The following is a 25,339-nucleotide window of genomic DNA, read 5'->3' on the forward strand; positions in this document are numbered from 1 at the left end:
GCCAGCTGGCCTCCTCGGCCCGCCGCCGCATCGGCGCCTCGCAGGCCCCCGCGACGCCGGCGTCCCGGCAGGCCGGCATCGTCAGGGAATTCAAGCAGGCGTGGGAGGCCAAGGACATCCAGGCCCTCATCGACCTCCTCGATCCCGACGCCACGGCCATCGCCGACGGCGGCGGCATCGTCAGCGCGGTGCTGCACCCGATCCAAGGCGCGGAGCAGATCGTACGCCCGCTGGTCCATTTCACCGGCAGGCTCCACAACCTGACGATCCTGGAGCGCACGGTCAACGGCCGGCCCGGCCTGATCGCCCTGCAGGACGGCGCCATCATGGCGGTGATGGCGTTCGACATCGCGGACGACCGGATCAAGCACATCTGGGCGGTACGCAACCCCGACAAGCTCCGGTCGTGGACGGCGGGACCGCAGCAGTAGTTCAGGAGGACGTCCCCTCGCCGGCGATCAGGGCGGCGCGCAGCCGTTCGTACGTCGGAGCCAAGCGGCGCAGGCCGGCCGCGAGCGCCACGTCGTCGCCCGACACGACCGGACCCTGCAGCCCTCCGACGATGCGGGCCTGCTCCGCGGCGACGGCCGCGGCCGCGTCGAGGCCGAGGGATGACAGGCAGGCGGCGAGGTCGTTGAGGCGCCGGGCGCCCACCCGTACCGCGAACGCCTGCCACAACTGCCTGATCTCGGGATCCAGCCCTTCCTCGACCAGCCGGGCGGTGCGCTCGGCGGCCTCCGCCTGCCCGAGCGTGCCGGGCGGGACCTCCAGGTCCGTCCGTCCGGCCAGCCAGGCCGGCCCGGCGGGCAGCGAGCGGCGCAGCGCCTCCTCCGGGGTGACCGGCTCCCGCCGGGTGAACCCGTACCGCATCCGGAACGGCCGCTTCAGGTAGGAGATCAGCTCCCCGCGCCACGCCTCGGCGAAGGCGTCGGCGTGCAGCGTGGCGTACGGGTAGCCCTCCGGGTCGTGCATGAGCACGGTGTCGTCGTCCACCTCCAGCACCACCACGTAGTGGTCGGCGCCGATCGCCTTGCCCGACCCCGGCTGGAACGACAGCAGACCGAGCTCGAGCGGCCCGGCGAGCACCGGGCCGTCCTGGCAGGCCCGGCGCAGCCGGTCGAGCGCCGCCGCGGCCGTTCCCCCGTCCACGCGCTCGCACTCCCAGCCGAGCAGTCCGATCGCGTCGTCGAGCCCGATCTCGGGATCCCAGCCGAACGGGTCGAACAGCGGAAGGCGCCCGCCGATCAGCTCCATTCCGTAGGGGGAGCCCGTCAGGACCTCGATCACGGCCGGAGGCGGCGCCTCGTCACCGAGGAGCATCGCGAGGGAGTTGGAGTAGCAGTACGGCCCGGAGCCGATATAGGTGACATCCATGGCCATACCGTGTCGCCTGACACGATGTCAGGGTCAAGCCCGGCGGACGGCGTGACCGTTACGGCCGCACGCTGTCGGGGAACCCGGTCCAGCGCAGGCCGGGCGGGAGGTGGCTCATGTCGTTGAACATCACGATCGTGGGCGGCAGGCCGTCGCGGTACTCGATGACCGTCAGCGCGGTGTTGGCGCTGTTCAGCCCGAGCCACCGGGACGGCGGCGCGTCCAGCGCGTGCCGGACCAGCCACGCGATCGGGTAGGCGTGCGTCACCAGGACCTCGTGGGTGTCGGGCCCGTGGTCGGGGACCTTCGCGAACCGGGCGACCAGGGCCTCGGCGAGCCTGTGGCCGGAGGCCGCCTCGGCCTCGTCGTAGCCGTCGAAGAAGCCCGCCCAGGACCGGGGTGTCTCGGCCGCACCGGGAACGTAGGGCACGTGGTCGATGAGTTCGGCGGCCTCGGTCACGGGGACGTTCGGCAGGTGCCGGGCGAGTTCGTGCGCGCTCGCCGTGGCGCGCGGCAGCGGGGAGTGCCACACGGCGTCGACCGGGATGCCGGCGAGCCGTTCGCCCAGCAGGCTCGCCTGCCGGTGCCCGACGTCGGTGAGCTTCCCGAACGCGTCGGCCGCGCCGTGGCGTGCCAGGTAGAGGTGTCGCGTTGCCATGAGCGGTGAGGGCGCGGCGCCCGTACGGGCCCGTTTCCCCGTCTCCTTTCGATGAGGTGAACGGTCACGCGTTCGTCGCCGTGACGGCGCCGGTGCTGCCGTCGACGGTGATGACGGCGCCGTCGTGGAGCCTGCCCGTCGCGTCCGGGAGGCCGAGGACGGCGGGGATGCCGAGCTCGCGGGCGACGATCGCGGCGTGTGAGAGCACGCCTCCGGTCTCGGTGACGACGCCGGCGGCGATGCGCAGCAGCGGCGTCCACGCCGGGTCGGTGAAGGGGCAGACGAGGATGTCGCCCGGGTGGACGCGCGCGAAGTCGCCGGGACCGCGGACGATCCTCGCGGTGCCGGTCACGGTCCCGCGGCTGCCCGGTGTTCCGGTGAGGGCGCCGGCCGGGGCGTCCGAGGTGCCGGAAGGCGGTGGGGGAGCGGCGGTGACCGGCCGGGCCTGCAGGATCCAGGTGCGGCCGTCGGCGATCGCCCACTCGATGTCCTGCGGTCCACCGCGTAGGGCGGCGATCTCGCCGCCCAGCCGGGCGAGCCGCGTGGCGGTCGCGTCGTCGATCGCCGGCCGGTCCCGGGCAGAGGTGGGCACGTCGCTGACGACGAGCTGCCGGCCGCGACGGTCAAGGCGGGTCCGTTTGTCGGCGATGGTACGGGTGACCGACCCGTCCTGGGCGACGCGGTAGGCGTCGGGGGTGACCGTGCCGCCGACGACGCTGGGGCCGAGCCCCCAGGACGCCTCGATCTCGGTCGGGCCGTGCGGGTCCGCGGGGGTGAACATGACCCCGGACACCTCGGCATCCAGGTGGCGCTGGACGATGACGGCCATCGCCAGATCGTCCGCCGGCCGGTCGTCACGGCGCTCGTCACGCCGGTCGTCGCGCCGGTCGTCGCGCCGGTCGTCGCGCCGGTCGTCGCGTCGGTAGTCGCGTCGATAGTCGATGGCTCGTGGCGAGAAGAGCGAGGCCCAGCAGGCATGTACGGCATCGGCGACCTCGCCGGCTCCGCGCACGGCGAGGAAGCTCTCGTGCTGGCCGGCCGCCGAGGCCTGGCCGGTGTCCTCGTTCGCCGCCGATGATCTCACCGCCACGGGCGGATCGCCGAGCTCGTCGAGCGCGCGTCCCAGCGCGTCGATCACGGAGGCGTGGACCGGGCGGGCCTCGATCGCCGGCCGCATCGCGTCGGGATCGTCCGGCCCGTCGAGGTCCAGGTCGCGGACGGCGGCGAGGTAAGCGTCGTACGGGACGACGAAGCCGTCGGGAACCGGCAGACCCGCGCGGAGCAGCGCGCCGAGCGCGCCGGCCTTGCCCCCGCATGTGCCGGGGACAGCCTCCACCAAGGGTACGATCACGCGTCCTGCCCTTCAACAAATTATTGACAACGTTTCGTTGATTCTGCATCATCGGTCGCATGGCACGCAAGGACGACATCGTTCACACCGGGGACGCCGACCATGTCCAGGCCCGACGTGAGCAGGACGCGAGTAAGCGGCTTCTGAGCTTGGGCGCGGACGCGCTCGACGCCCGCCCGTGGCGGCCCCCACCCGCCCCGCCGTCGGCGGTCGACCTCGTGCAGTTCGCCGTCTGGCGGCACGCCGACCTGGGCCCGGAGGATGTGCTGAGCGCGCTCGCCCTCCTGCCCGCCGCGCGCGCCGAGGTCGAAGGACTCGAGTCCGGCCTGCTGTTCATGGCCCGGAGCGCGGGGCTGACCTGGGCGCAGATGGCGCACGCGATGGGGTTCAACTCGCCGCAGGCGTGCCAGCAGCACTACAACCGCCTGACGGCACGACAGGAGGACGGCTCGTGACGCGGGACTCCTCGCTCGGCCTCCTGGCCCTGCACTCCGTACGCATCACCGGGTACGCGGACACCCCGGTGCTCGCTCGCCGGTACGGGCTCGACGCGGCCGAGACGAAAGAGATGCTGTACGACGCCGAGGCACGTGGCTGGGTTCAGCACACCGCCTTCGCCGGCTCCGGAGGCTGGTCATTGACGGAAGCGGGCCGGGCCGAGAACGAGCGCCAACTCGCTGCCGAGCTCGCCGGTGTCGGCGGCGCCGACGAGGTCCGTGACGTCTACCGCGAGTTCCGCCCGCTGAACGCCCTCCTGCTGCGGGCCTGCACCGACTGGCAGCTCCGGCCCACCGACGGCGATCGGCTCGCCCCCAACGATCACTCCGATTTCGCCTGGGACGCCCGGATCCTCTACGAGCTCGGCGGCATCGACCGCGCACTCGCGCCGCTCGCGGACCGGCTCGGGAGCGTTCTGACCCGGTTCCGCGGATACGACACCCGGTTCACCGCGGCCCTGGCGCGCGCCCGAGCCGGGGAGGGCGCCTGGGTCGACCGTACCGACGTCGACTCCTGCCATCGGGTCTGGTTCGAGCTCCACGAAGATCTCATCGCCACGCTCGGCATCGACCGGCGCACGCAACCCTGACACGCCGGCGCTCCGCGGGCGGGTGGCCGACTCTGACACGCAGGCTCGGCCACCTCGCTCCGCGGGCGGGTGGCCGACCCTGGCACGCCGGCTGGCCACCTCGCTCGCGGGCGGGTGGCCCAGCCGGCATCCGGCTACATCCGCTTCCACGTGCCGTCGATCAACCGCTGCGCGAGCGCGCGGTGAGCGTGGCCGAAGATCTCGATGTGCCGCTGGACCCCGGACCTGCCCATGATCATCGGGTTGGGCGCCGCGGGGTTCGCCTTGAGGGCGCGCAGGTGGCCGAAGATGCCGCCCTGGTAGGCGTGGGTGTTGATGAAGGTGTCCGCGCCCTCCAGACCGGCCAGGCCCTGGACGTGGTCGGCGGAGACGGCGTACTGGGCGGCGACGTCGGCGTTGTCGTTGCCGCTCCAGACCAGGAGCTTGTGGGTCTCGCCCTGGTGGACGACGGGGACGATGACGTGCATCTGCCCTTCGGTGTGGCCGGGGGCGAGGATGGCGACGGCCTCCGTGCGCCGGCCGATCCGGATGCGTTTCATGCCGACGGTGTGGCCGGGAGTGGCCTCGACCATGATGTCGATCCGGCTGGGGAGGCGCGCCAGGCGGGCCCGGTACTCCTCCTCGGTGTACTCGTGGCGGTGTGCCCGCAGTTCGGCCAGGTCCTTCGCGACGGCGTCGGCATCCGGCCGCCCCATGACGAACTTGGCCCGGCGCGCATGGTTGCCCCGGAGCAGGTTCGCGCCGCCGATGTGGTCGCCGTGGCGGTGGCCGAGGAAGACGTAGCGGATGCCCCTGGGGTCGAGGCCCGCGGCGGCGGCCTGGTCGAGGAACTGGCTCTGCATGTCCTGCGGAGTGGTGAGGGCGTCTAACATGATCAGCCCGTCCGGGGTGCGGACGATCACCAGGCCGGTGTGGTCGGTGCCGAAGTACCAGGCGTTGTCCATGAACTGCACTCCGCCGGCGGGCATCGGCCTGGAGTACTCCGAGTACAGGAAGCCCGTCGGGGAGACGAGGTCCTTGGCCGGATCGACGGGCCGGTCGACGGGCTGGCCGGTGCCCGCGTCCCTCGGGCTGCGGTAGCCGGTCTGGCACCACACCCGGTACTGCCAGCGGATGACCGGATTGTCGTCCACCTCCGCCAGGGCCCTGGCCGCGGTGTCATAGGCCTTGGCCAGCGGCAGGTCGGGAGCGAGGGGACCGCCCCAGGGCACGTCCAGCGAGACCTGGGCCGCGGCGGGGGCGGGTGGGATCAGGGCGGCGGCCAGGCCGCCGATGGCGAGCATGCCGAACGCACGCCGGGAAGGCGTCATGGTCGGGCGGAGCTCAGGCACGGATTCATTCATCGCATTCCTGCCTTGTCGGGGGGATAGTTATAACCTATATGTCACCCCGAAGCGGGCGGTCAACAGCCAATCTCTCCACGCTTGTGGAGGCCTGACGCGCGAGGTTATAACGGTGCACAGTGTGCGGCATCGCAAGTGGGGCCGCGTGCTGGACCGTCATGCGCCCCCGTCCGCCCGTAGCGATGCGGCCGGGCGGGGCGATATCCGGATACCGGTCGTGGTGCGGGGGCCGCGAACGCGAGCCTGGAAGGGGCCATGATGGCGCAACGACCTGACGGCGGTGACTGGGGCGCGCTGCTGGTGGCGGCCTCAACCGACTCAACCGGCTCGCCGGACTCGCCGGACTCGCAGGTCGAGGTGCGGGACCTGTACGCCTGGTTGCGCCGGGAGCCCGAGCTGCGCGCCGCGCTCCGGCTGGTCGAGAAGCCGCCTCCCGACGGGGCGCTGGGGCCGGTGGCCGAGGCGGTACAGGTGCTGGCCGACGCGCCGGAGGTGGTGGCGGCCGTGGCGAGCATGGTGATCGCCTGGCTGCGGTACCGCAGGACCGACGTGAAGATCACCGTGAAGCAGAGCAAGGACGGGCCCGAGGTGCAGGTGACCGCCACCGGCCTGCGGGCGCTGAGCCCGGCACAGACGCTCGCCCTGGCCAGGCAGATCGAATCGGCGTTGCGCGACGGCCGCAGGCCTCCGGAACTCCCGGGCGACTGAGCCCGCCGCCGGACCACCCCGGTTGCCGGCCGGACCGGGCGTCGGCCACAAGGGGCCGGTCTTTACCAGCCGGCCTTCAGCCCCGACGGGCGCGCGCCGGCGAGAGGGGCGGGCAAGGGGCACGACGGTGATGCCGTGGAATGTCGGCTTCCTGGTTGATCGCTCCCTGTTCGCATCGGTGTGCGCCGAAGGTCTCGGACGCTGATCACCGTCCTGCACATCTCAGATGCATGTGCATTTGCGAATTTCAGCAAATTGCCGGGGAGGGTTGGGGACCGGCGACGGCGCATCGTACGCTGTGCGATCACGGCGGAATGTTTGTCCGTTGGTGGCGGGGGCAAGGATCTTTCTCCCGTGCGCCATGGGTGAACGGCACGCAAAGGCCCCAGGACAAGTCGCCACTTTTGTGGACAAGAAGCCCGCGATCTTGCTAAACCGGGCATCTGGTCTTGGGTGGCGACTTAGCCTGGGGCCTGCATCACCGGTGCATCAAGTGGTTACTTGATCAGGAACCACGCCGCGGCGGCAACCGCGATGACGATGCACAGGCGGATGGTCCGGGGGGTACTGTCAACTACATCCCGGACCATCCGCGCCACCTCCCCGATCCAGGTGGAGGGTGGTGGCGTCTCGGGGCTCGCCGGCTCGGGCTCGCGGCCCGAGCCAGATTCGGGGGGCGTTTCAGGCATCGTTCTCCTTTCAACCTTTTCGTCAGACGATTTCGTCTGATAACGAGAAAAGGCCCGCTTCGGACATTCCGCCTCATTTGTGATGCATGGGACGGTATCCAGCAGCGAGCCGTGACATGTCTCCTCTCGGTTACCCCGACCGTCGCGCAGAAGTGGTGGCCGGTTGCCACCCCTTTTCAGGTCCGGGTCGCCGTTCCGGAGTCTGTCGAGTCACACCTAACCCCGCAGTCCCAACATTCGCAACCAAATCGCCACAGTCCGAAGCGTCTCACCTTGAGTGACCGTTGAGCTACCAGATGCCCGAGTTTCTTCATTGCTCGGCATCGATAGGCCCACCTGCGGAAACCGGCTTCATGCGAAGGATTCGCGGGGATCTCGCCCCCGGTGCGGTCAAGTCGCAGTTGCCGTGACCTTCGGCCGGTTCGGGCCAGGTCAGGGCTGCGTGCGAGACCGGTGACGCCGGCGCGTCACAGGCCGCGGGACCGCCGTAAGGCGAGACGGGTGATGTTCACCATCCCATGCTCGACGCCCGTCACCGTCGTGACGATCAGGAAGACCGGAACAGACCGATTCGGAACGAGCTGATATCGGAAAGCCCTTTCCTATCACATGAGGCGCAGGCGACCGGAAAAGGGATCGTTCCGGATCGTTTCGGACCGCTACCTCTCCTGGGGCGCGCATGCCGTTCCACATCGTTCCGGATCGTTCCGGAACACCTCTGTCGCGAGGCCGACGCCACGATAAACGCCCAGGTTAAGACCGTTCCGAGATGATCCGGTGCTTGGCGGGGGAAACGCGTAGGGCATTCGGCTCTGCGCCGATACGGAAGAATCGGAGCCGCACTTCCTCCTTCAATGGCGATCAGGATTGGCGGTGCAGATCGCCCATGCGTGAAATCCCTCCGGAGGCGACGCCGGCGGCCCGTTGCGTGGCGGCGCTGGTCGCACTTCGACAAAAGGCCGGAAATCCGTCATATGGTGAAATTGTCAGACTGTCAGGGCGGCGGCTGAGCAAAACCGCCGTGCAGAACGTGCTGACCGGCGCGCGCAAGAACCCGCCTCGCTGGAGGTGGGCGGCGGAGTTCTTCACCGCGTGCCGGCGGTACGTGGAGAACACCGGCCTGGACCCCGAAGTCGTGCTCGGCAGCAAAATGGCGTGGCACCAGCACTATTCAGCCCTGCTGGAGGCACCGGCGGCCCGCGATCAGCCTGACCCCGTTCCCGTCCCGGGCGGCCCTCCCCACCCCGGCCCGGGCGGTCCTTCCAGCCCCAGCCTGCCCGCCGCCGTCCCGCCTGCGCAGCCCCCGCCGAAGACCCGTGACGGCGACAGCGCCGACGGCGGCGCGGTGATGGTGTCGGTCCCGGTGTCCCCGCTGGAGAGCCTGACCGTGCCGGCGCCCGGCTCCTCGCCGGACTCACTGGCCGACCTGTTCGTTGACCAGGTCATGAAGCAATGGGACGGCCGCACGCCCGACCTCGTCCCGGACAACTGGCCGGCTGCGGAGAGCCGCCCCCGCGAGCCGACCGAGAGCCTCCCCGCGCGCCCCCAGCCGCTGCTGGAACTGCCGCAGCCGGTGGAGCAAGAGGCCACCTACGCGGCGCTGACCGCCATCGGCGAGAAGAAGAGCCTCACCCACGAGCGCATGCGCGACTGGTTCGGCCCCCGTGGCGCCGCGCTGTGGGAGGCCGCGGACGCGCTCTGCGTCGCGGGTCCCTGCGCCGACCGGTACGCCCGGGCCAACCTTCAGCTGGGCATCCTGCTGGTGAACCGGAACGCCCTCCATGAGGGCAACCAGCTCCTGCAGCGGGTCCGGCAGGTTCTGCCCGAGATCGCCATCGGGCCGGTTGCCTGTCACGGCGACTACTTCTTCGGCACCATCCCGGCGGACATCTGCCGGCGAGTGGCCCGCGACTACCGCGCCGCCGGACGTACCGACAAGGCCGAGGAGTGGCTGCGGTACGGCAACGCCCTCGTCGCACCCCTGTCCATCAGTCTGGCCATCTCGGCCCGCGGGAAGCACGCCCGCCGGGCCGGAACGTTCCAGCACCACCCGCCGGCCAACGCCGCGGAGATCCACCGGCTCTTCTGGCAGGCGGAGCCGCACACCGGCGAAGGGCGCACCACCTTCCCCCTTGCCTCGTCCGGCCATTAGCACCACCCCGCGCCGATCCGCGGACGTTAGACCCGGGCGAGTCCGGGCATGCGCGACCCATGCCAGAACGACCGGACAGTACGCCACCCGCACAGAAACAGCCATATCCGGGACACACCGGACGCATGGAGCCCGAGCCACGTGACGAGATGCGTCACTACACCGGCAGCGGACTGCTGACAGGCAAGCGCGCCCTGATCACCGGAGGCGACTCCGGGATCGGCCGGGCGGTGGCCGTGGCCTTCGCCAAGGAGGGCGCCGACGTCGCGATCGCGTACCTGAGCGAGCACGAGGACGCCGCGCACACGCTGAAGCTGGTCGAGGCGGAGGGCCGGCGATGTGCGCTGATCCCGGGCGACCTCGCCGACCGCGACCACTGCGTCTCCGTCGTCGAACGGGCGGTCTCGGACCTCGGCGGCCTGGACATCGTGGTGAACAACGTCGCCTACCAGCAGCCCGTCGAATCGCTGGAAGTGCTGTCCGAGGAGCAGTGGCAGCACACCTTCGACGTCAACATCCACAGCTACTTCCGCATCACCAAAGCGGCGCTGCCGCACCTGCGCGAGGGCTCGGCGATCATCAACACGTCATCGGTGAACGGGCTGCGCGGCAACAAGGCGCTCATCGACTACGCCACCACCAAGGGTGCGGTCAACGTCTTCACCTATTCGATGGCGCAGAGCCTCGTGGAGCGCGGCATCAGGGTCAACGCGGTGGCTCCGGGCCCCGTCTGGACTCCCCTCATCCCGGCGACCATGCCGGAGGAGAAGGTGGAGCACTTCGGCGAGCAGGTCCCGATGCGGCGGGCCGCCGACCCCGACGAGATCGCCCCGTCGTACGTGTTCTTCGCGGCCGAGCGCCTCTCGTCGTACTACACGGGCGAGGTCCTGGCCCCCATCGGTGGGGAGACCCTGCCCGGCTGAGCGGGTTACCGGGTCCGACAGAGGGCAGGCGAAAGGGGAGAGTCGTCGACCGAAGGAGGGGGCATCATGGTCGCCGAGCCCACCAAGAGCGAGCTCACCAGGAGCGAGTACGGCAGGCGGATCGCCTTGCCCGTGGTCGGTACGGTGCCCCTGCCGGGGCCCCAGCACCTGGCCTTCTACGCGGTCCTGGTCTCTCTGGGGATATTGGAGATCGTGGAGTGGCCCGTCGTGGGCATCGTCGCCATCGGCCATCTGCTGGCCAGCCAGCACCGACACCCCAGCCTGCAGCAAGTCGGAGAGGCCGCGGAAGCGGCGTGAGCCGTGGTCACCAGGTCCACATCCCCACCCGTACCGGCACTCCAGGGGAGGCATGCAGGATGGGAGGCTCCTCACAGATGGGTAGCCCCGCCGCCTGGATCAGGTCCTGATCCAGGCCGATGAGACGGGAGTGGTGCAGCGGCCACGGCGGATGCTCGACCTGCGCGGTGGCCGGCCGACCGGCGACAAGGGTGAACAGGCGGTAGCGGGCGGTCAGGAAGTGCGCGAGTTCGTCGCGTTCGCGTTCCGCCAGGGGCGCGCCTCGCTCCGCTTCCGCGTCGCACCGCGCGCCGGCCGGGCCCGGCCGGCGCCGGCGGCAGCGGTAGCGGGTGCGCCCGTCCCTGGTGTCCACCGACATGTCCGACCAGAAGTAGGGCAGCCCGTAGCCGCCGCGGCCACCGAGGGCCGCGAGCAGGCGTCCGGCGTCCAAGGACAGGAACCAGATCCCGGTACGGCCACGAGGGTCGCGGACGTACGTGCGCAGGTTCGTCTCGGGGAAGGTGGACAGCCACGGGAGGGCGGGCAGGCCGGGAAACCGGACGCCTCGCATGAGAAAGGGCGTGAGCCCGACCCACGCCGCCCCGTCGAAGGTCTCCACCGTGAGGCCGCCCGGCACCAGAGCCTGCACGCACGCGGGCGGATAACGCCAGTGGATGAAGGTGATCTCCGACCAACGGTGGTACATCACCGGCCAACGGACGCGGGGCGACGGTGGAGCTCGCACCCTGGACCACTGCCCTCGTCGTGCGGGCGGGAACAGGCTGTCAGGCGCGCGCGCCCGGGGCGAGCGGCCGGACGTCGATCCGCCCGGAGTCGCACGCCATCGCCGTGAACGGGATCTCCAGGTGGGCCACCTCGTCCGGAGGGATGATCATCAGGCGGGCCGAGGTCGGGCATCGCTTTTCGGTTCCGGTCTGCACCATCACCCAGTGCAGCCGGGCGTGGGCGGAGGCCTTCGGCTTGAGCACCACCCGTTGGGGCCGGACGTTCTCCCTGCGCACCCGCGTCCGCATGGCGTCGCCGTTGCCGTCGAACATGACCAGCCCGACGAAGCCGTACACCCAGCAGGTCTGGGCGGAGGTGTTGGTCAGCACCAGCGGCGCGTACACGTTTCCCGCCCCCGGATCCTGCCGCCCGAGGTGCGCCGAGAGGGCTTCGGTACGGCAGCGCCCCGGCGCCGACCCTTCCCCGCGGGCGGAGGCCGCCGCGAGGCCGATGTTCGTGACCGCCGGGCCCTGGGCACTGACCGCGGTGGCCGCACCGGATGCCGGGAGGCCGCACACGGCCAAGGTCAGCAGTGCGCTCGCCGTCATCGCCGATCCGGCACGTTTGAATCGCTGCATGCTCTGTTGGATGAGCCTCACGCCTGTTTTGTTGGCACGCCGTCACGTCACCTTCGGCGGCACGGCTGGACCCGGGACATCAGCCACGGTGAGATGATCCGCGCCGGCAACGACCAGACCCTGCCCATCAGCCCCTGCAAGATGCGGTACGTCTACCAGGGCCTGGACCCCGCTGCCGGCGGCGACTACAACTCCCTGCCCTGGCGGCTGGGCCTGCCGACCCAGACCAACTCCACCTGCTGACCCCACGGGGGAAGGAGGCCCGCGACCCGCCGCACCCCCCGGCCGGCCCACCTCGATGTCCTAAACTACGGCCATGATCGCCACCGGGGAGTCGTCCGGCGCACAGCCGCTGACGTTGGCGGAGCTGGCCCAGCTCGCCGGTGTGTCCGCGGCGACCGTCTCCAAAGTGGTCAACGGCCGCTCCGCGGTGGCGCCCGAGACGCGCGCGCTGGTCGAGGGCCTCATCCGCGAGCACGGCTACCGCAGGCAGCGGCGGCGCGTCGACCCGGCCGCCGCGGTGGAGCTGGTCTTCCATGAACTCGCGGGCGAATACCCGACGGAGATCATCAGGGGAGTCGGGCAGGTGGCGCGCGAGCACCGGCTGACCGTGTCGGTCTCCGAGCTGCAGGGCAGCCACATCCCCGAGAGCGACTGGCTCGAAGGCGTGCTCAGCCACCGTCCGACCGGCGTCATCGCGGTCTTCTCCGGCCTGACCGAGCTCCAGCGGGAGCGGCTGGCCCGCCGCGAGATCCCCCTCGTCCTCCTCGATCCGACCGGCGACCCCGGTCACCGGGTGCCGTCCGTGGGCGCGGGCAACTGGACCGGTGGGCTCTCGGCCACCCGGCACTTACTGCAGCTCGGACACCGCCGGATCGCCGTCATCACCGGCCCCGACCACGCCCTGTCCAGCCGGGCGCGGCTCGACGGCTACCGCGCCGCCCTGGACACCGAGCGCGTGCCCGTGGACCCGGAGCTGATCTGCCGGGGCGACTTCCAGATCGAGGACGGCCTGGCCTGCACCCATCGGCTGCTGCGCCTGCCCGACCCGCCCACCGCCATCTTCACCTGCAACGACGGCGAGGCCTTGGGCGTCTACCGCGCGGCCCACGAACTCGGGCTGCGCATCCCGGACGACCTCAGCGTCGTGGGCTTCGACGACCTGCCCTCCATCCGCTGGGCCGTCCCGCCGCTGACCACGATCCGCCAGCCGCTCACCGAGATGGCCATGGCGGCCGCCAGGATGGTGGTGGCACTCGCCCAGGGCACACCGCTGCCGCAGCACCGCGTCGAATTCGCCACGGAGCTCATCGTCCGCGGCAGCACCGCTCCGCCGAAGCATCGGTGACGGCGGCGCGGGGTGAAACGTTCAGCCGCGATTACACCCGCGTAAACGCAGATGGGAACCTCCGTCGTGAGCAGCGGCGGTAATGATCCACAAGCCGGATGCTTGACGGTGGGCCATGGCCGCCGCCGCCGCCGCGCTGCGGGCCGCGGCGGGCCTCCTGGTCGCGCCGAACACCCAGGCCGCGGCCGGTTGCCGGATCGACCACAGCGTGACCAACCAGTGGAACGGCACCGTCTCCCGGTCCGGCGCACAGGTCACCGTCACCAACACCGCCTACAACGGCACCCCCTGCACCGGAAGCACCCCGACACCCACGCCCACCGGATCCAGGGCCCCACCTCCACGGCCACGGTCGAGCTGGACCACTCCACGATGAGGGACGGCGACCGGCGGGGCTCGCGCTGCTGCGCGACTCGTCCGCGTGGATCGGCGTCAAACGCGACGGCGGCGCGACCAGGGTGGTGATGGTCAACAACCTCACCATGGACGGCAACTGGAACACCACCGGCACCGGGACCGAGGTGGCCGGAGCGGGTGTCTCCGGAGGCCGTCGCCGTCTTCGACTACGTCACCCAGGCACTGGGGGGAGCCGTCACCGTGACGCGGTTCGAACGGGCGACACCGTGAGGCGCCGCCCCCAGGTCGGCCTCGGTCAGCCTGGGGACGGCGCGCCCGGCTCAGCCCTTCGACCGGCCCTGGAGGTCGGCGCCGGCGCTGGTGGCGGCGCGCTTGGTGGTGGCCGCCGCGCGGGTGTCGGGGCCGGGCAGGTCGGAGGTGAAGCCGTAGACGACGGTCGCCGTGGCGATGGCGCCGGTGTTAAGCGCGAGCGCCTTGTCGTTGACGTTGGCGATGGTGTCGCAGGCCTGGTGGTAGCAGGGGTCGTACGGTTCGCCGGCGGTGCCGCCGAACAGCGCGGCCTCTTCGGCGGTCTTGATGCCCTCGGCGCCGGTGAACAGGCCGCCTGCCGGGATGCCGGTCGCGATGAACGGTCCGTAGTCGGAGCGGCCGTCGAAGTCGGTCCCGTTGTGGCCCTGGCGCAGCGTGTCGAAGTACTTCTCGAAGAGCTTCTCGATCTCGTCGGATCCGGGCGGGCCGGCGGGGGAGCCGACGCCGTCGCTGTTGTCACCGTCATAGATCTTGAACGCGTAGTTGGTGGAGCCGATCATGTCGTAGTTGAGGTACAGCTTGATCTTGGCCAGGTCGGCGGCCGGAAGGGTGTCCACGTAGTCGGTGGAGCCGAGCAGGCCCAGCTCTTCGGCGCTCCACCAGGCGAAGCGCAGCTTGTTGCGGGTGGGGACCTTGCCGAGCGCCTCGGCCACCGCGAGCGTCGCGGCGCTGCCGGAGCCGTCGTCGTTGATGCCCGGCCCGGCCGGCACGGAGTCGAGGTGGGCGCCGGACATGACGACCTTGTTCGGGTCGCCCCACTTGGAGTCGGCTATCACGTTGTGGGTGGTGCGGATCTCGCTGATGGTGTCGGTCTTGAGGTGCACCACGCTGGTGGCCGAGGCGAGTTCCTGGCCGATGGCGAAGCTGGTGCCCAGGACGGGGATCGACACGGGTTCGCCGAGGTTGCCGAGCAGGGTGTCGGTACGGCCGGGCTGGCCCTCGTTGAAGATGATCGCGGCGGCGGCTCCGGCGGCCTGGGCGTTCTGCGCCTTGACGACGAAGTTGCAGGTGCCGCGCTGGAGCAGGGCGATGTTGCCGGGCGTGAAGCCGGCGAAGTCGGAGGCCTCGCAGCCGGAGCTCGAGCTGCTGGGCGTCGGGCCGGGCGGCAGGACCAGGTCGACGTTCTGCAGGGTCCCGGTCACCTCACCGGAGCCGGAGTAGGTCATGGTGGAGAACTCGCCGGTGGAGGAGCCGTCGGGCGGGGTCGGGGTGAAGACCCGCGGGTTGGGGGAGGTCCGCTCCAGCAGGGCGGTCGACTTCTCCTCGAAGAAGGCGAAGTCGAACGGCTGCACCGTCACGGTGTAGCCGGCCTTCTTGAGCTTGCTGACGACGTAGTCGCGCGAGGCCGCGTGCCCGCTCGTGCCGGCCGCCCGGTTGCCGCCGTTGGCGTTGGCGATCGCCTGCAGGGCCTGCAGGTGCTTCTTGACGGCGGGCGCGGTGATGGAGTCGATCAGCTTCTTCTGCGCCGCGTTCGGTCCCGGGTCCGCCTGCGCCGCGGCGGGGACGAGCGCGAGGGGTAAGGCGAGCGCCGCGGCCATGGTCAGGACGCGGTACGCACCTCGGCGCGAGGTGATGCGCATATGAGCTCCTTTGACTCGCAGGAATCCGTGCATTCTTCCCGAATCGGTGGCAAAGGGGAATGCTGACCGCCACGCCCGTCCCCCGGGAAGACCCGAATCGCACAGCCGCCGGTCTCCGACTGTTCTTCTCGAGGCCGGGGATCCGTTGATGGCGCGTCACGTGTGATGGATGGACTCGTGCGGACATATAGCGCCCTTTTGAGAGGAACTATCCTCGATGTCCGCTTCTCCAGAGAACGAGCTCGTGACACGACGGCGGTTGCTCGCCGTCACCGGTGGACTGGTCGGCGCGGTCGCCGTCGGCGGCCTGACCGGTCCGGCCTGGGCCGACGACCGGCGCCCCGGCGGGAGCCGCCGGCGCTGGCTGCCCGGCGACCACCATGTGCACAGCGAGTTCAGCGTGGGGTACGACAACTCCACCACCCCGCCCAAGCCGATCATCGGCGGGGACGCGATCTACCCGCTGTCGGTCAACGCCACGCACGCGCAGCAGTTCGGGCTCGCCTGGATCGTGTCGACCGACCACGGTGGCCCGCTGCACTCCAAGCTGGACGCGGAGCAGAGGTACCCGAGCCTGCTGGAGGCGCGCCGGTCCGTGCCGCGGGTGCTGCAGTTCTACGGCATGGAGCTGGACACGCCCGCGGCCGACCACTCCAGCCTGATCATCCCGAAGGTGTCCTCCGAGCGCGACATCCTGTTCCAGCTGGAGAGCCGCTTCTCCAAGCGTGACCCGTTCCCCGCGGACCCGACGTTCGACACCGAGCAGAAGATGCTGGAGGCGCTGCGCGTGATGCGGCAGCTCCCGCACAAGCCGCTGCTGTTCGCGAACCACCCCGCCCGCTCCGCCACCGGGCTGGGCGTCTACGGCCAGGACACCCCGGCGGAGTTCCGCAACTGGAACGACACCGCGCCGGAGATCGCGCACGGCTTCGAGGGCGCCCCCGGCCACCAGGCCGGCACGCTCAGGAAGGACGGCAGCATCGACCCGGACGGCGAGCGCGGCGGCTACGGCAACTACCCCACGATGGGTGGTTTCGACCAGATGACCGCCCGGCTCGGCGGCCTGTGGGACTCGCTGCTCGGCGAGGGGCGCCGCTGGTGGATCACCTCCACGTCCGATTCCCACCGGCACTACAGCGACGGCGGCAGCGACTTCTGGCCGGGCGAGTACTCCAAGACGTACGTGCACGCCGGCTGGGACTACGCCGACATCCTCGACGGGCTGCGCAGCGGCCGGATCTTCGTCGTCATCGGCGACCTGATCGACCAGCTCGACCTCACGGTCTCCCGCGCCGGCCAGGCGCAGGGCCAGGCCGAGGGCAACACCGTCAGCGTCGGCGAGACCCTCACGCTGCGCGGCAACGACCGTGACGCCGAGGTCGAGGTCCGCTTCCGCGTGCCGCGTACGGCCAACGCCAAGGGCCTGCGCCCGCAGGTGAAGCGGGTCGACATCATCACCGGCCGGGTCACCGGCCCGGCCAAGGACCGCTCCTCCGACACCAACCCCACCACCAAGGTCGAGGCCCGCTACGGCGCCGGCCAGTGGCGGCGCGACGGTGACGAGATCGTCGTCCGTCACACGGTGCGCGACATCGACGGCCCCATGTACGTCCGCGTGCGCGGCACCAACACCGACGAGCTCGAGCCCCAGCCCGACCCGAAGGGTTCCGACCCGTGGGCCGACCTGTGGTTCTACTCCAACCCGGTGTTCATCGAGCGCTGACGCCAAGCTGGGATGACCGGGCGCGGCGCGGCGCCCGGTCATCCCGCCACCGGCCTCGGCCCCGTCGTCAGAGGGTGACGCGGACCGGTCAGGCGATCACGGCGCGGACCCGTCCCGCTCGCCCAGCGCCTCCCGCAAGGCGGCGGCCACGTCCGGCGTCACCGTGCCGACGAAGCGCTGCACGGCCGCCGCGTCCTGCGCCGGCCAGCAGATTACCGCCCCTATGCCGCCTGTGGCCGGTCGCCGAGCACGGCGGTCCGGCAGGCGGGGGAGAGCCGGCCGCGCCGGTCCAGCCGCCGGACGGCCGCGGCGGAGGCGAGCCCCGCGACGGCCAGGAGCAGCCACGGCAGGCCGGCCCACCCCGTGGAGCGGGCCGTGTCGACCAGGGCGCCGGCCACGAGGTTGCCGGCCAGGATCCCCAGCCCGGACAGCAGGTTGTACAGCCCGTAATAGGTGCCGATCAGGCGATCTCCCGCCATGTCGGCGATGGTGGCCATCTCGAACGGGAAGGCGACCAGCGTGCCCAGGGTGAGCAGGAGCACGCACATCACGACGGGCACCATCGCCCACACCGGCGCGAGAGCCGGCTGGGCGAGCGCCGCGGGCGGCAGGAAGGCGACCCCCATGAGCGCCAGGCCGCGGCTGATCGCCTGGCCGCGCGTCCACCGGGCCGAGCTCCAGGCGGTCAGGCGGACCTGGCCGGCGATGCCGAGCAGCGCCGAGAGGGCGTACAGGGCCATCACCCCCGCCTCGCCGCCGCCGAGGCGCTGCACCTCGAGCGGCAGGGCCAGATACATCTGGTACGACAGCGCGTACGAGGCGATCATCGCCGCGGCGAAGGACACGAACGCCCGGTCTCCGAACGCCCGCCGCCACTCCCGCAGCACCGGCTGCCGCTCCTCCGGCACGGGAGCACGCCGGGCCGGAAGGCACAGCCCTTGCAGGACGGTCAGCACCGCGAAGATCGCCGCGGCGGACAGGCACACGGCGGTGAACCCCGTGTGCAGCAGGGCGAGGCCGGCCAGCGGGCCCAGCAGGATGCCGGCCTGGTAGAAGACGTTGAACACGGCGAAGGCGGCGACCTTGCGCTCCCCGGCCGCGCAGGCCAGATAGGCCCGCGCGGCCGGGTTGAACAGCGCGCCCGCGAAGCCCGTCACGGCGGCGGCCAGGACCAGCAGGGGCAGCGAGGTGGTCAGCCCGAACAGGGCGAACCCGACGGTCCGCAGCGCGCACCCGAGCATGATCATCGGCTTGTGGCCGAGCCGGTCGGCCAGGGTGCCGCCGATCAGGAACATGCCTTGCTGGCTCATGTTCCGCAGGCCCAGGATCAGCCCGATCGTCCAGGCGGCCAGGCCGGCGCCGGCCGAGAGATGCTGGGCGAGGTAGGGCATGAGCATGTAGAAGCCGAGGTTGATGCCCGCCTGGTTGATCTGCAGGAGCTGGATCGGCCGGTCGAAGGAGCGGAACTGCCGCAGCGTGTCCCTCATCGCCGGCCTGCCAGGGGGTCCGTCACGGTGGCGCAGCGCGTCCAGCGGTGCACCTCCCGCTCGGCCGGCTCGCGCAGGACGTCGGGCTCCTCGGCCGGGACCGTGCCGAGCAGGCCGTTGGCGTGGCAGTAGTCGTCGTCGAAGATGCTGTTCCAGTAGCGCCACGGCCCGTCGGGGAAGACCGCCACGACGGTCTGGTCAGGCGCGGTGCGGGCCAGCCAGCGGGCCACCAGGGTGACCGCGCCCGTGCTCCAGCCGCCCGAGACGTAGTGACCGGCGGCCAGGGCGCGGCAGGCCCAGACCGCTTCGGCCGGGCTGACCCAGTGCACCTCGCTGAAGGCGTCGTAGGCGACGTTGCGGGGATGGATGCTGGAGCCGAGCCCGCGCATCAGGCGGGGCCGGGCGGGCTGGCCGAAGATGGTGGAGCCGATGGTGTCGACGCCGACCAGCTTCAGCCGGGGGAAGTGGCGGCGGAGCACGCCGTGGATGCCGGAGCTGTGCCCGCCGGTGCCGACGGAGCACACCAGCGTGTCGATGTGCGGCAACCGGCCCAGCAGCTCGTGGGCGAGCCCCGCGTAGGCGTCGGCGTTGTCCGGGTTGTTGTACTGGTCGGGGCAGTAGGAGCCGGGAATGTCGGCCAGCAGGCGCCGTACCCGTTCCCGGCGGGCCTCCTGCCAGCCGCCGGTCGGGTGCGGCTCGCGGACGATCTCGAGGCGTACGCCGTACGAGGAGAGCAGCCGGCACATGAGCGGCTCCATGCCGGGGTCGCCCACCAGCACGACCGGATGGCCGAAGACGATCCCGGCCAGGGCCAGGCCGAGCCCCAGGGTGCCGCTGGTGGACTCGATGATCGTCGCCCCCGGCCGGAGGCCCCCGCGGGCCCTGGCCTGGCGCACCATGTGCAGGGCCGGACGGTCCTTGATACCGCCCGGATTGAACCCTTCCAGCTTGGCCCAGAACCCTCCTCCCGGTACGAACGGCTCGGAGATGAATGCCAGCGGCGTATTGCCGACGGCGAGGGAAAGCGACGAGAAACCGGTGGGCGGCGTCTTCTGCGGACGCGCAAAAGTAGCTTGTGATGACATTGGTGAAATCCCCGAAATGAGTGGCGCAATTCGCGGCATGACCGAATGGCCGCGAATCCGGGCGGACATGGACGGCTGATGGACGTCGCGGTCCTATATGCGCATCACGCAGAGATTTTCCAGATACGGCGCGGCGGTCCCGGCGGCGTGCGCCGGGACTGTCGTGGCCGCCGCGGCGGCCTGCGCCGACGGGACGGACGAGGCCGCGGACATCGCCGCGAAGATCGGCGTGTCGGCCGGGTTGGTCGCCGAGCAGTCCTGCTCGGTGCCGTGCTGGTGGCGCGGCGGCAGCTCGCGGTGCAGGCATCGCGCGCTGTAGACGGCGGTGTTCTTGAGATCGACGCTGTGGGCGACCGGCTCCGACAGCTCCACGGCCGCGCACGCGCCGCCATGGGCGAACACCACGCCGATGAGCAGCACGAGCGCGAGCACCGCATGCGCCGCCGGCCGGCCGGGCGGACGGCGGGAACGGGTGGTCCGTGTCGTGAGCATCACCGGTGATAATGCCCGCGAGGCCGCCTGCCGCGCCCGGAGAATTCAAAGATTCCGGTAAAGCCGGTAGGCGCTTTATGGAGAGTGCGGGGCAATCCGCCGCACCTCCTGCCGACACGGGGAAATGAACCCGCGGTTTGCCGCGACCGACGCCACACTGGGGATTCGCGTCCCATTGATGTCAGGTGGTGAGGTCTTTCATGACCGTGTCGAGACGCCGGGTCGTCGCCGGGCTCGGTGCGCTGGCCGCCGCTCCGGTCGCCGCCGGACCGCCGGCCGTCCGGCGTGGCGTCACCGCCGAGCGGCTGGCCCGGGACGAGGATTTCTGGGCCGCCGTCGCCCGCCGGTTCAGGGTGAGCCCGGACTTCGTCAACCTGGAGAACGGCTACTACGGCGTCATGCCGGAGCCCGTACGGCAGGCGTACCACCGCAATGTGGACCTGCTCAACGAGCAGAACTCGCACCTGCTGCGCACCACGTACAAGACGAGCGCCGACAGGATCCGCGATCGCCTCGCGGGCATGCTCGGCGTCACCAAGGAAGAGATCGCACTCACCCGGGGCGGCACCGAGGCCCTGCAGAACCTGATCTCCGGCTACCGCCGCCTGCGTCCCGGAGACCAGGTGATGTACGCCGACCTGGACTATCACAGCGGCCAGTACGCCATGAACTGGCTGAAGGACCGGCGTGGAGCCGAGGTCGCGCGGATCGTCATGCCCGAGCCCGCGACCTGCCAGGCGGTGCTGGACACCTACGAGCGCGCTCTGCGCGAGCACCCGAAGACGAAGCTGCTCCTGCTCAGCCACATGAACAACCGCACCGGCCTGGTCACACCGGTACGCCGGATCGTCTCCATGGCCCGCGCCCGGGGCGTCGACGTGATCGTGGACGCCGCGCACTCCTGGGGGCAGCTCGACTTCACCCTCCCCGACCTCGACGCCGACTTCGCCGTCTTCTCGCTGCACAAGTGGATGGGCGCGCCGCTGGGCTCCGGGTTCCTCTACGTCCGCGCGCAGCGCCTGGGCGACATCGACCCGCTCTACGCCGACGAGACCTACACCGCCACCGACATCCGCTCGCGCGTCCACTCCGGCACCATGAACGTCGCGCCCTTCCTCACCCTCGACGCCGCCCTGGACTTCCACGACGCCCTCGGGGCGCAGGTGAAGCAGGCCCGGCTGCGGTACCTGCGCGACCGCTGGGTGCGCCCGCTCCGCGACGTCCCGAACGTGGAGATCCTGACCCCGGACGAACCCGGCATGTACGGCGCCATCACCGCCTTCCGCCTGCGCGGGCTCACCACGGAGGCCGACAACATCGCCATCGCCGACCGCCTGATGCGCGACCATCGGATCTTCACCGTCGCCCGGACGGGCATGGCGGGCGGTGGCGGCGTCCGCGTCACGCCCGCCCTGTTCACCTCCGCGGCCGACATCGACCGGCTCGCGGCCGCACTGCGCGACCTCCGCGCACCCTGACCTGCCGGCCAGTCTGACGTGGCGGGCGGCGGGGAGCAGCGCCCGCGCCCGTCGGGCCTGGCCGCCGACGAGCAGCAGGTCCCGGGTGCCCCCGGCGATCGTGATCGCGTCCTGATCGGTGCCGCTGCCGAAGAAGTAGCGCCGGCTGTACGGCAGGATCGCCCGCACTCCCGGGGCGTCGGCGAAGGCGCGCATGGTGCGCAGGGTCTCGTCCGCGAATCCGATCGGCGCCAGCGCGACCACGCCTCGGGCCCTGCCCCGGCGTGCCAGTTCCAGCGCGATCGCGCCGCCCAGGAACTGCCGGCGATCAGCGGGGAAGCGAGGTGGAGCTCGTCCAGCAGGCGTTCCACGCGATCGGTCAGCTCGACGACCCCGAGGGGGCCGCCGCCGTGGGGAAGCGGCGAGCCCCCCTCGCCGTTCGAAGGCGAGCTGTCCCGCGTGGCCGGTCGTCATGGCGCCCCTCCTGGAATGCGTTCCGCACCGTTCGAGGATCATGTTCAAGTTAGCGGCCGTTGAATTCCGGCCGCCGGGGGAGGGTAGCCGGGTACGGATCCTCGCCGCGTCCTGAGCCGGGCACGACAAGACAGAAAGGCGACGTCATGACCGACAACCTCACCGTGAGCGTTCTGGGCACCGGGATCATGGGTGCCGCGATGGCCCGCAACCTCGCCCGCGCGGGGCACGCCGTCCGCGCCTGGAACCGCTCCAGGGACAAGGCCGAACCGCTGGCCGCCGAGGGGGTGCACGTCGCCGGCACCCCCGCCGACGCCGTACGCGACGCCGACGTCGTCCTCACCATGCTCTACGACGGCGCCGCCGTGCTGGAGGTGATGCGGCAGGCCGCACCCGCCCTGCGCCCCGGCGCCGCCTGGGTGCAGTCGACCACCGCGGGCCTCGACGCGATCGGCGAGATGGCCGCCTTCGCCCGCGAGCACGGGCTGGTCTTCTACGACGCGCCCGTCCTCGGCACCCGCCAGCCCGCGGAGGCCGGGCAACTGCTCGTCCTGGCGGCAGGGCCCGGCGAAGGCCGGCAGGCCGTGGCGCCGGTGTTCGACGCCGTCGGCGCCCGTACCGTGTGGACCGGCGAGGACGGCGCGGCCGGCGGCGCCACCCGGCTCAAGCTCGTGGCCAACAGCTGGGTCCTCGCCGCCACCAACGCGGCCGGCGAGGTCCTGGCCCTGGCCAAGGCGCTGGGCGTGGATCCGCAGAGCTTCTTCGACGCCATCGAGGGCGGCCCTCTGGACATGGGCTACCTGCGCGTCAAGACCGGCCTGGTGCTGGAGGGCCGCCTCACGCCGCCCAGCTTCGCGGTCACCACCGCCGCCAAGGACGCCCACCTGATCGTCGAGGCGGGGGAGCAGCACGGCGTCCGCCTCGACGTCGCCGCCGCCGGGGCCGCGCGCTTCGACCGCGCCGCCGCCCAGGGCCACGGCGACGAGGACATGGCCGCCGCCTACTACGCCAGCTTCGACGACGATCCCGCCACCGCCTGAGCGTCCCCGGCCACCGGCCTGCGGGTGGCGTGCGGTGTTGAAGAATAAGTACGAACGATCGTACTCTATCGTTCGTGACCACGACCTCCCCTCGCGCAGAAGAGTCCGATCCCTACTGCCTGCCCGCCGCGCGCGCCGCGGACCTGCTCGCCCGCGCGCCCTGGCGCCGCTTCGCCACCGTCGGCGACAGCCTGGCGGCGGGCACCGGCGACCCGAGCCCCGGATACGCCGCCCTGGGGTGGCCCGATCGCGTCGCGGACGTGCTGCGCCGGATCCATCCCGAGCTGGCCTACCTGAAGGCCGCCGAAGCCGGCGCGACCGCCTCCCGGACGGTGCGGACGCAGCTGGACCGGCTCGGCGGGTTCGGCCCCGACCTGGTCCACGTGTCCTGCGGGGCGAACGACCTGTTCCGGCCCGACCCCGACTACGCGGCCGTCGAGGCCTCGATGGGGCGGGTGTTCGAGTTCGCCGCCGGGACCGGCGCGCAGCTGACGACGTTCACGCTGGGCAGGGCGTTCGTGGTGCCGGGGTACGCGGACTGGGGCGAACGGGTGCGCCGGGTCAACGACATCACCCGCGGCCTGGCCGCCGGCCACGGCGCGGTGCTGGCCGACATGTGGGACCACCCGGTCAACGACCGTCCGGACCTGCTGAGCGCCGACCGGATCCACTTCGCCGGCGCCGGGCAGGCGGTGCTGGCCACCGAGATCGTCAAGGGCCTGGCCCGCCTGCTCGGAGCGCAGGCGCCGTCCCTCAGAGCCTGGCGCTGATGATCGGCGCCAGGCGATCGGCGATGACCACGTGGCCGCTGTCGTTCGGGTGGACGTTGTCGGACATGTTGGCGCCGGTCAGCCAGCCCTCGGTGGGGACGTAGTAGACCTTGGCGTCGCCCGCGGAGTTGCGGGCGGTGACCGCGGCCCGGGTCTGCGTGGCATACCGCTTCGTGAAGGTCTCCAGCGCGAAGATCGCCGCACCCGGGTAGGCCGCCCGCACCTCCTGCAGCAGGTGGGTGTAGGACGCCTGGAAGGTGGTGGTGCTCACGCCGTGCCCCACGTCGTTGGTGCCCAAGTTGATCACGACCGCGTTGGCCTGGTAGCGGGAGAAGTTCCAGTCCGGGGTGGCGGCGTTGGGGTTGAGCTTGGGGAAGCGCGCCTCCAGGCCGACGCAGCCGTCCGCGGTCGCCACCAGGCAGGCGCCGCCCTGGGCGATCTGGGTGTGCCGGGCCCCGAGGCGCTCGCCGATGAGCCAGCCGTACGCGGTCAAAGCGTTCTTGGAGGTGGTCGTGCCGACGGTGATGGAGTCGCCGACGAACTCGATCAGCTTGGACGGGGGCGCGATCGCGTACGTCGTGGCCCCCGGGTCGAGCGCGAGGCCCTGGAAGACGGCGTCACCGTGGTAGGACCCGGCGACGACCCGGTAGGAGACGCGTAAGGTGTGGTTCCCCGCGGCCAGCGGCGTGGGGGTGAGGTTGACCGGGCCGCGTACGTTCTGGATGTAGACCCACGCGCCGCCGTCGACGCTGTAGTACAGGTCGATGGTGTTGCGCTGGTTCAGCTTGACCGTCCTGCCGGTGAAACCGGTGGTGAGGTAGGCGCCCGCCCAGTACGGCACGTACGCGGTGGAGGCGGAGGTGTCCCACCGTCCGGTGAAGGAGATGTTGGCGTCGGTGGGGGAGCCGTCGCCCGTCGCCGCCTCGGCCCGCGGGGTGACCGCTGTGACCAGGGCGATGACGAGCGTGCTGAGCAGCAGCCGTGTCCTCATCGGAGTCCGATCCTGGGGGCGACGATGGGTGCGAGCCGGTTGGCGACCGTGATGGCCGGCAGAGGGCTTGCGCACCAGTGGACTCTTGGTCATGAACGATCGTCAACGAGATCGTTCGCGCGGCGCGTGTCCGGGCAGGTCGGTGGCGCGTACCCGGTGAAAGGTTCAGGTCTTCAGAGAGGCTGGCAAACCGGGCACCACACGGTCGTACGGCCGGCGATCCGGCCGCGGGACAGGGGCGTGCCGCAGCGCGGGCAGGGGCCGCCGGGCTCGTCGCGCG

At 71.3% G+C, this 25,339-nt stretch carries 25 protein-coding genes and 1 pseudogene; 14 read left to right on the top strand and 12 right to left on the bottom strand.

From position 1 onward, the window contains the following. Positions 1–431, top strand: a pseudogene (locus tag ACWDX9_RS38050) (RNA polymerase subunit sigma-24); the annotation flags it as partial. 1 nt (position 432) lies between these two features. Here the strand turns inward: ACWDX9_RS38050 and ACWDX9_RS38055 are convergent. The 3 genes from ACWDX9_RS38055 to ACWDX9_RS38065 form a co-directional block, all read right to left on the bottom strand. Then, a complete protein-coding gene (locus ACWDX9_RS38055; protein ID WP_449962990.1) occupies positions 433–1,374 on the bottom strand; it encodes a hypothetical protein in 942 nt (313 codons plus the stop codon). A gap of 58 nt (positions 1,375–1,432) precedes the next feature. Beyond that, positions 1,433–2,032, bottom strand: coding sequence for a histidine phosphatase family protein (locus tag ACWDX9_RS38060; RefSeq protein WP_449962993.1), 600 nt, complete (start codon positions 2,030–2,032; stop codon positions 1,433–1,435). Between the two features lie 64 nt (positions 2,033–2,096). Next, positions 2,097–3,383 (bottom strand): PEP/pyruvate-binding domain-containing protein, encoded by a 1,287-nt coding sequence (locus ACWDX9_RS38065; RefSeq protein WP_449962996.1) that lies wholly within the window; start codon positions 3,381–3,383, stop codon positions 2,097–2,099. A 59-nt stretch (positions 3,384–3,442) separates the two neighbouring features. Here ACWDX9_RS38065 and ACWDX9_RS38070 point away from each other — a divergent pair, with 59 nt between their 5' ends. Both ACWDX9_RS38070 and ACWDX9_RS38075 read left to right on the top strand, forming a co-directional pair. Next, positions 3,443–3,838, top strand: coding sequence for a DNA-binding protein (locus ACWDX9_RS38070; RefSeq protein WP_357735147.1), 396 nt, complete (start codon positions 3,443–3,445; stop codon positions 3,836–3,838). Further along, positions 3,835–4,470 (top strand): transcriptional regulator, encoded by a 636-nt coding sequence (locus ACWDX9_RS38075; protein WP_449963000.1) that lies wholly within the window; start codon positions 3,835–3,837, stop codon positions 4,468–4,470. Before ACWDX9_RS38070 ends, ACWDX9_RS38075 begins: the two co-directional genes overlap by 4 nt. A gap of 134 nt (positions 4,471–4,604) precedes the next feature. Here ACWDX9_RS38075 and ACWDX9_RS38080 read toward each other — a convergent pair whose 3' ends face one another. Continuing rightward, complete coding sequence (locus ACWDX9_RS38080; protein ID WP_449963002.1) at positions 4,605–5,801, bottom strand: MBL fold metallo-hydrolase; 1,197 nt, start codon at positions 5,799–5,801, stop codon at positions 4,605–4,607. Between the two features lie 267 nt (positions 5,802–6,068). On the opposite strand from ACWDX9_RS38080, the gene ACWDX9_RS38085 reads away from it, so the two are divergent. From ACWDX9_RS38085 to ACWDX9_RS38100, 4 genes are all read left to right on the top strand, one after another. Next, complete coding sequence (locus tag ACWDX9_RS38085; RefSeq protein WP_449963005.1) at positions 6,069–6,521, top strand: effector-associated constant component EACC1; 453 nt, start codon at positions 6,069–6,071, stop codon at positions 6,519–6,521. 1,710 nt (positions 6,522–8,231) lie between these two features. After that, positions 8,232–9,362: a hypothetical protein gene (locus tag ACWDX9_RS38090; protein WP_449963008.1), complete on the top strand. Its 1,131-nt coding sequence runs from the start codon at positions 8,232–8,234 to the stop codon at positions 9,360–9,362. 59 nt (positions 9,363–9,421) lie between these two features. Next, a complete protein-coding gene (locus ACWDX9_RS38095) occupies positions 9,422–10,285 on the top strand; it encodes an SDR family oxidoreductase (RefSeq protein ID WP_449963010.1) in 864 nt (287 codons plus the stop codon). Positions 10,286–10,351: 66 nt separating this feature from the next. Beyond that, entirely contained in the window at positions 10,352–10,603 is a 252-nt protein-coding gene (locus ACWDX9_RS38100; RefSeq protein ID WP_449963013.1) for a hypothetical protein, read from the top strand. A 7-nt stretch (positions 10,604–10,610) separates the two neighbouring features. On the opposite strand, the gene ACWDX9_RS38105 is transcribed toward ACWDX9_RS38100, so the two are convergent. Together ACWDX9_RS38105 and ACWDX9_RS38110 are read right to left on the bottom strand one after the other, a co-directional pair. Further along, entirely contained in the window at positions 10,611–11,288 is a 678-nt protein-coding gene (locus tag ACWDX9_RS38105; protein ID WP_449963054.1) for a YqjF family protein, read from the bottom strand. 79 nt (positions 11,289–11,367) lie between these two features. After that, positions 11,368–11,946 (bottom strand): DUF4232 domain-containing protein, encoded by a 579-nt coding sequence (locus ACWDX9_RS38110; protein ID WP_449963016.1) that lies wholly within the window; start codon positions 11,944–11,946, stop codon positions 11,368–11,370. A 93-nt stretch (positions 11,947–12,039) separates the two neighbouring features. Here ACWDX9_RS38110 and ACWDX9_RS38115 point away from each other — a divergent pair, with 93 nt between their 5' ends. From ACWDX9_RS38115 to ACWDX9_RS38125, 3 genes are all read left to right on the top strand, one after another. Beyond that, positions 12,040–12,189 carry a hypothetical protein gene (locus ACWDX9_RS38115; protein ID WP_449963019.1) on the top strand — a complete coding sequence of 50 codons (150 nt, stop codon included), beginning with the start codon at positions 12,040–12,042 and terminating at the stop codon, positions 12,187–12,189. 73 nt (positions 12,190–12,262) lie between these two features. Continuing rightward, positions 12,263–13,294 (top strand): LacI family DNA-binding transcriptional regulator, encoded by a 1,032-nt coding sequence (locus ACWDX9_RS38120; RefSeq protein WP_449963022.1) that lies wholly within the window; start codon positions 12,263–12,265, stop codon positions 13,292–13,294. A 115-nt stretch (positions 13,295–13,409) separates the two neighbouring features. Continuing rightward, positions 13,410–13,670 (top strand): cellulose binding domain-containing protein, encoded by a 261-nt coding sequence (locus ACWDX9_RS38125; protein ID WP_449963025.1) that lies wholly within the window; start codon positions 13,410–13,412, stop codon positions 13,668–13,670. Between the two features lie 301 nt (positions 13,671–13,971). Here the strand turns inward: ACWDX9_RS38125 and ACWDX9_RS38130 are convergent, their stop codons facing one another. Beyond that, positions 13,972–15,540, bottom strand: coding sequence for a M28 family metallopeptidase (locus ACWDX9_RS38130; protein ID WP_449963028.1), 1,569 nt, complete (start codon positions 15,538–15,540; stop codon positions 13,972–13,974). Positions 15,541–15,757: 217 nt separating this feature from the next. Between ACWDX9_RS38130 and ACWDX9_RS38135 the strand changes: the two genes are divergently transcribed. Continuing rightward, entirely contained in the window at positions 15,758–17,263 is a 1,506-nt protein-coding gene (locus ACWDX9_RS38135) for a phosphoesterase (RefSeq protein WP_449963031.1), read from the top strand. 221 nt (positions 17,264–17,484) lie between these two features. Here ACWDX9_RS38135 and ACWDX9_RS38140 read toward each other — a convergent pair whose 3' ends face one another. The 3 genes from ACWDX9_RS38140 to ACWDX9_RS38150 all read right to left on the bottom strand — a co-directional run bounded on the left by ACWDX9_RS38140 (position 17,485) and on the right by ACWDX9_RS38150 (position 20,327). Beyond that, positions 17,485–18,750, bottom strand: coding sequence for an MFS transporter (locus tag ACWDX9_RS38140; RefSeq protein ID WP_449963034.1), 1,266 nt, complete (start codon positions 18,748–18,750; stop codon positions 17,485–17,487). After that, positions 18,747–19,835 (bottom strand): PLP-dependent cysteine synthase family protein, encoded by a 1,089-nt coding sequence (locus tag ACWDX9_RS38145; RefSeq protein ID WP_449963037.1) that lies wholly within the window; start codon positions 19,833–19,835, stop codon positions 18,747–18,749. Before ACWDX9_RS38145 ends, ACWDX9_RS38140 begins: the two co-directional genes overlap by 4 nt. 93 nt (positions 19,836–19,928) lie before the next feature. Further along, entirely contained in the window at positions 19,929–20,327 is a 399-nt protein-coding gene (locus ACWDX9_RS38150; protein ID WP_449963040.1) for a hypothetical protein, read from the bottom strand. Between the two features lie 200 nt (positions 20,328–20,527). Between ACWDX9_RS38150 and ACWDX9_RS38155 the strand changes: the two genes are divergently transcribed. The 3 genes from ACWDX9_RS38155 to ACWDX9_RS38165 all read left to right on the top strand — a co-directional run bounded on the left by ACWDX9_RS38155 (position 20,528) and on the right by ACWDX9_RS38165 (position 24,068). Beyond that, positions 20,528–21,805 carry an aminotransferase class V-fold PLP-dependent enzyme gene (locus tag ACWDX9_RS38155; RefSeq protein WP_449963042.1) on the top strand — a complete coding sequence of 426 codons (1,278 nt, stop codon included), beginning with the start codon at positions 20,528–20,530 and terminating at the stop codon, positions 21,803–21,805. Positions 21,806–22,404: 599 nt separating this feature from the next. After that, positions 22,405–23,298, top strand: coding sequence for an NAD(P)-dependent oxidoreductase (locus tag ACWDX9_RS38160; RefSeq protein WP_449963045.1), 894 nt, complete (start codon positions 22,405–22,407; stop codon positions 23,296–23,298). A 74-nt stretch (positions 23,299–23,372) separates the two neighbouring features. Next, complete coding sequence (locus ACWDX9_RS38165) at positions 23,373–24,068, top strand: SGNH/GDSL hydrolase family protein (protein WP_449963048.1); 696 nt, start codon at positions 23,373–23,375, stop codon at positions 24,066–24,068. Here ACWDX9_RS38165 and ACWDX9_RS38170 read toward each other — a convergent pair. After that, positions 24,052–25,059 (bottom strand): GDSL-type esterase/lipase family protein, encoded by a 1,008-nt coding sequence (locus ACWDX9_RS38170; protein ID WP_449963051.1) that lies wholly within the window; start codon positions 25,057–25,059, stop codon positions 24,052–24,054. The genes ACWDX9_RS38165 and ACWDX9_RS38170 overlap by 17 nt on opposite strands. 173 nt (positions 25,060–25,232) lie before the next feature. Continuing rightward, on the bottom strand, positions 25,233–25,339 hold a 107-nt coding region (locus ACWDX9_RS38175), incomplete at its 5' end, for a zinc finger domain-containing protein (RefSeq protein WP_449963057.1).

This window comes from Nonomuraea sp. NPDC003201 (genome assembly GCF_053590415.1).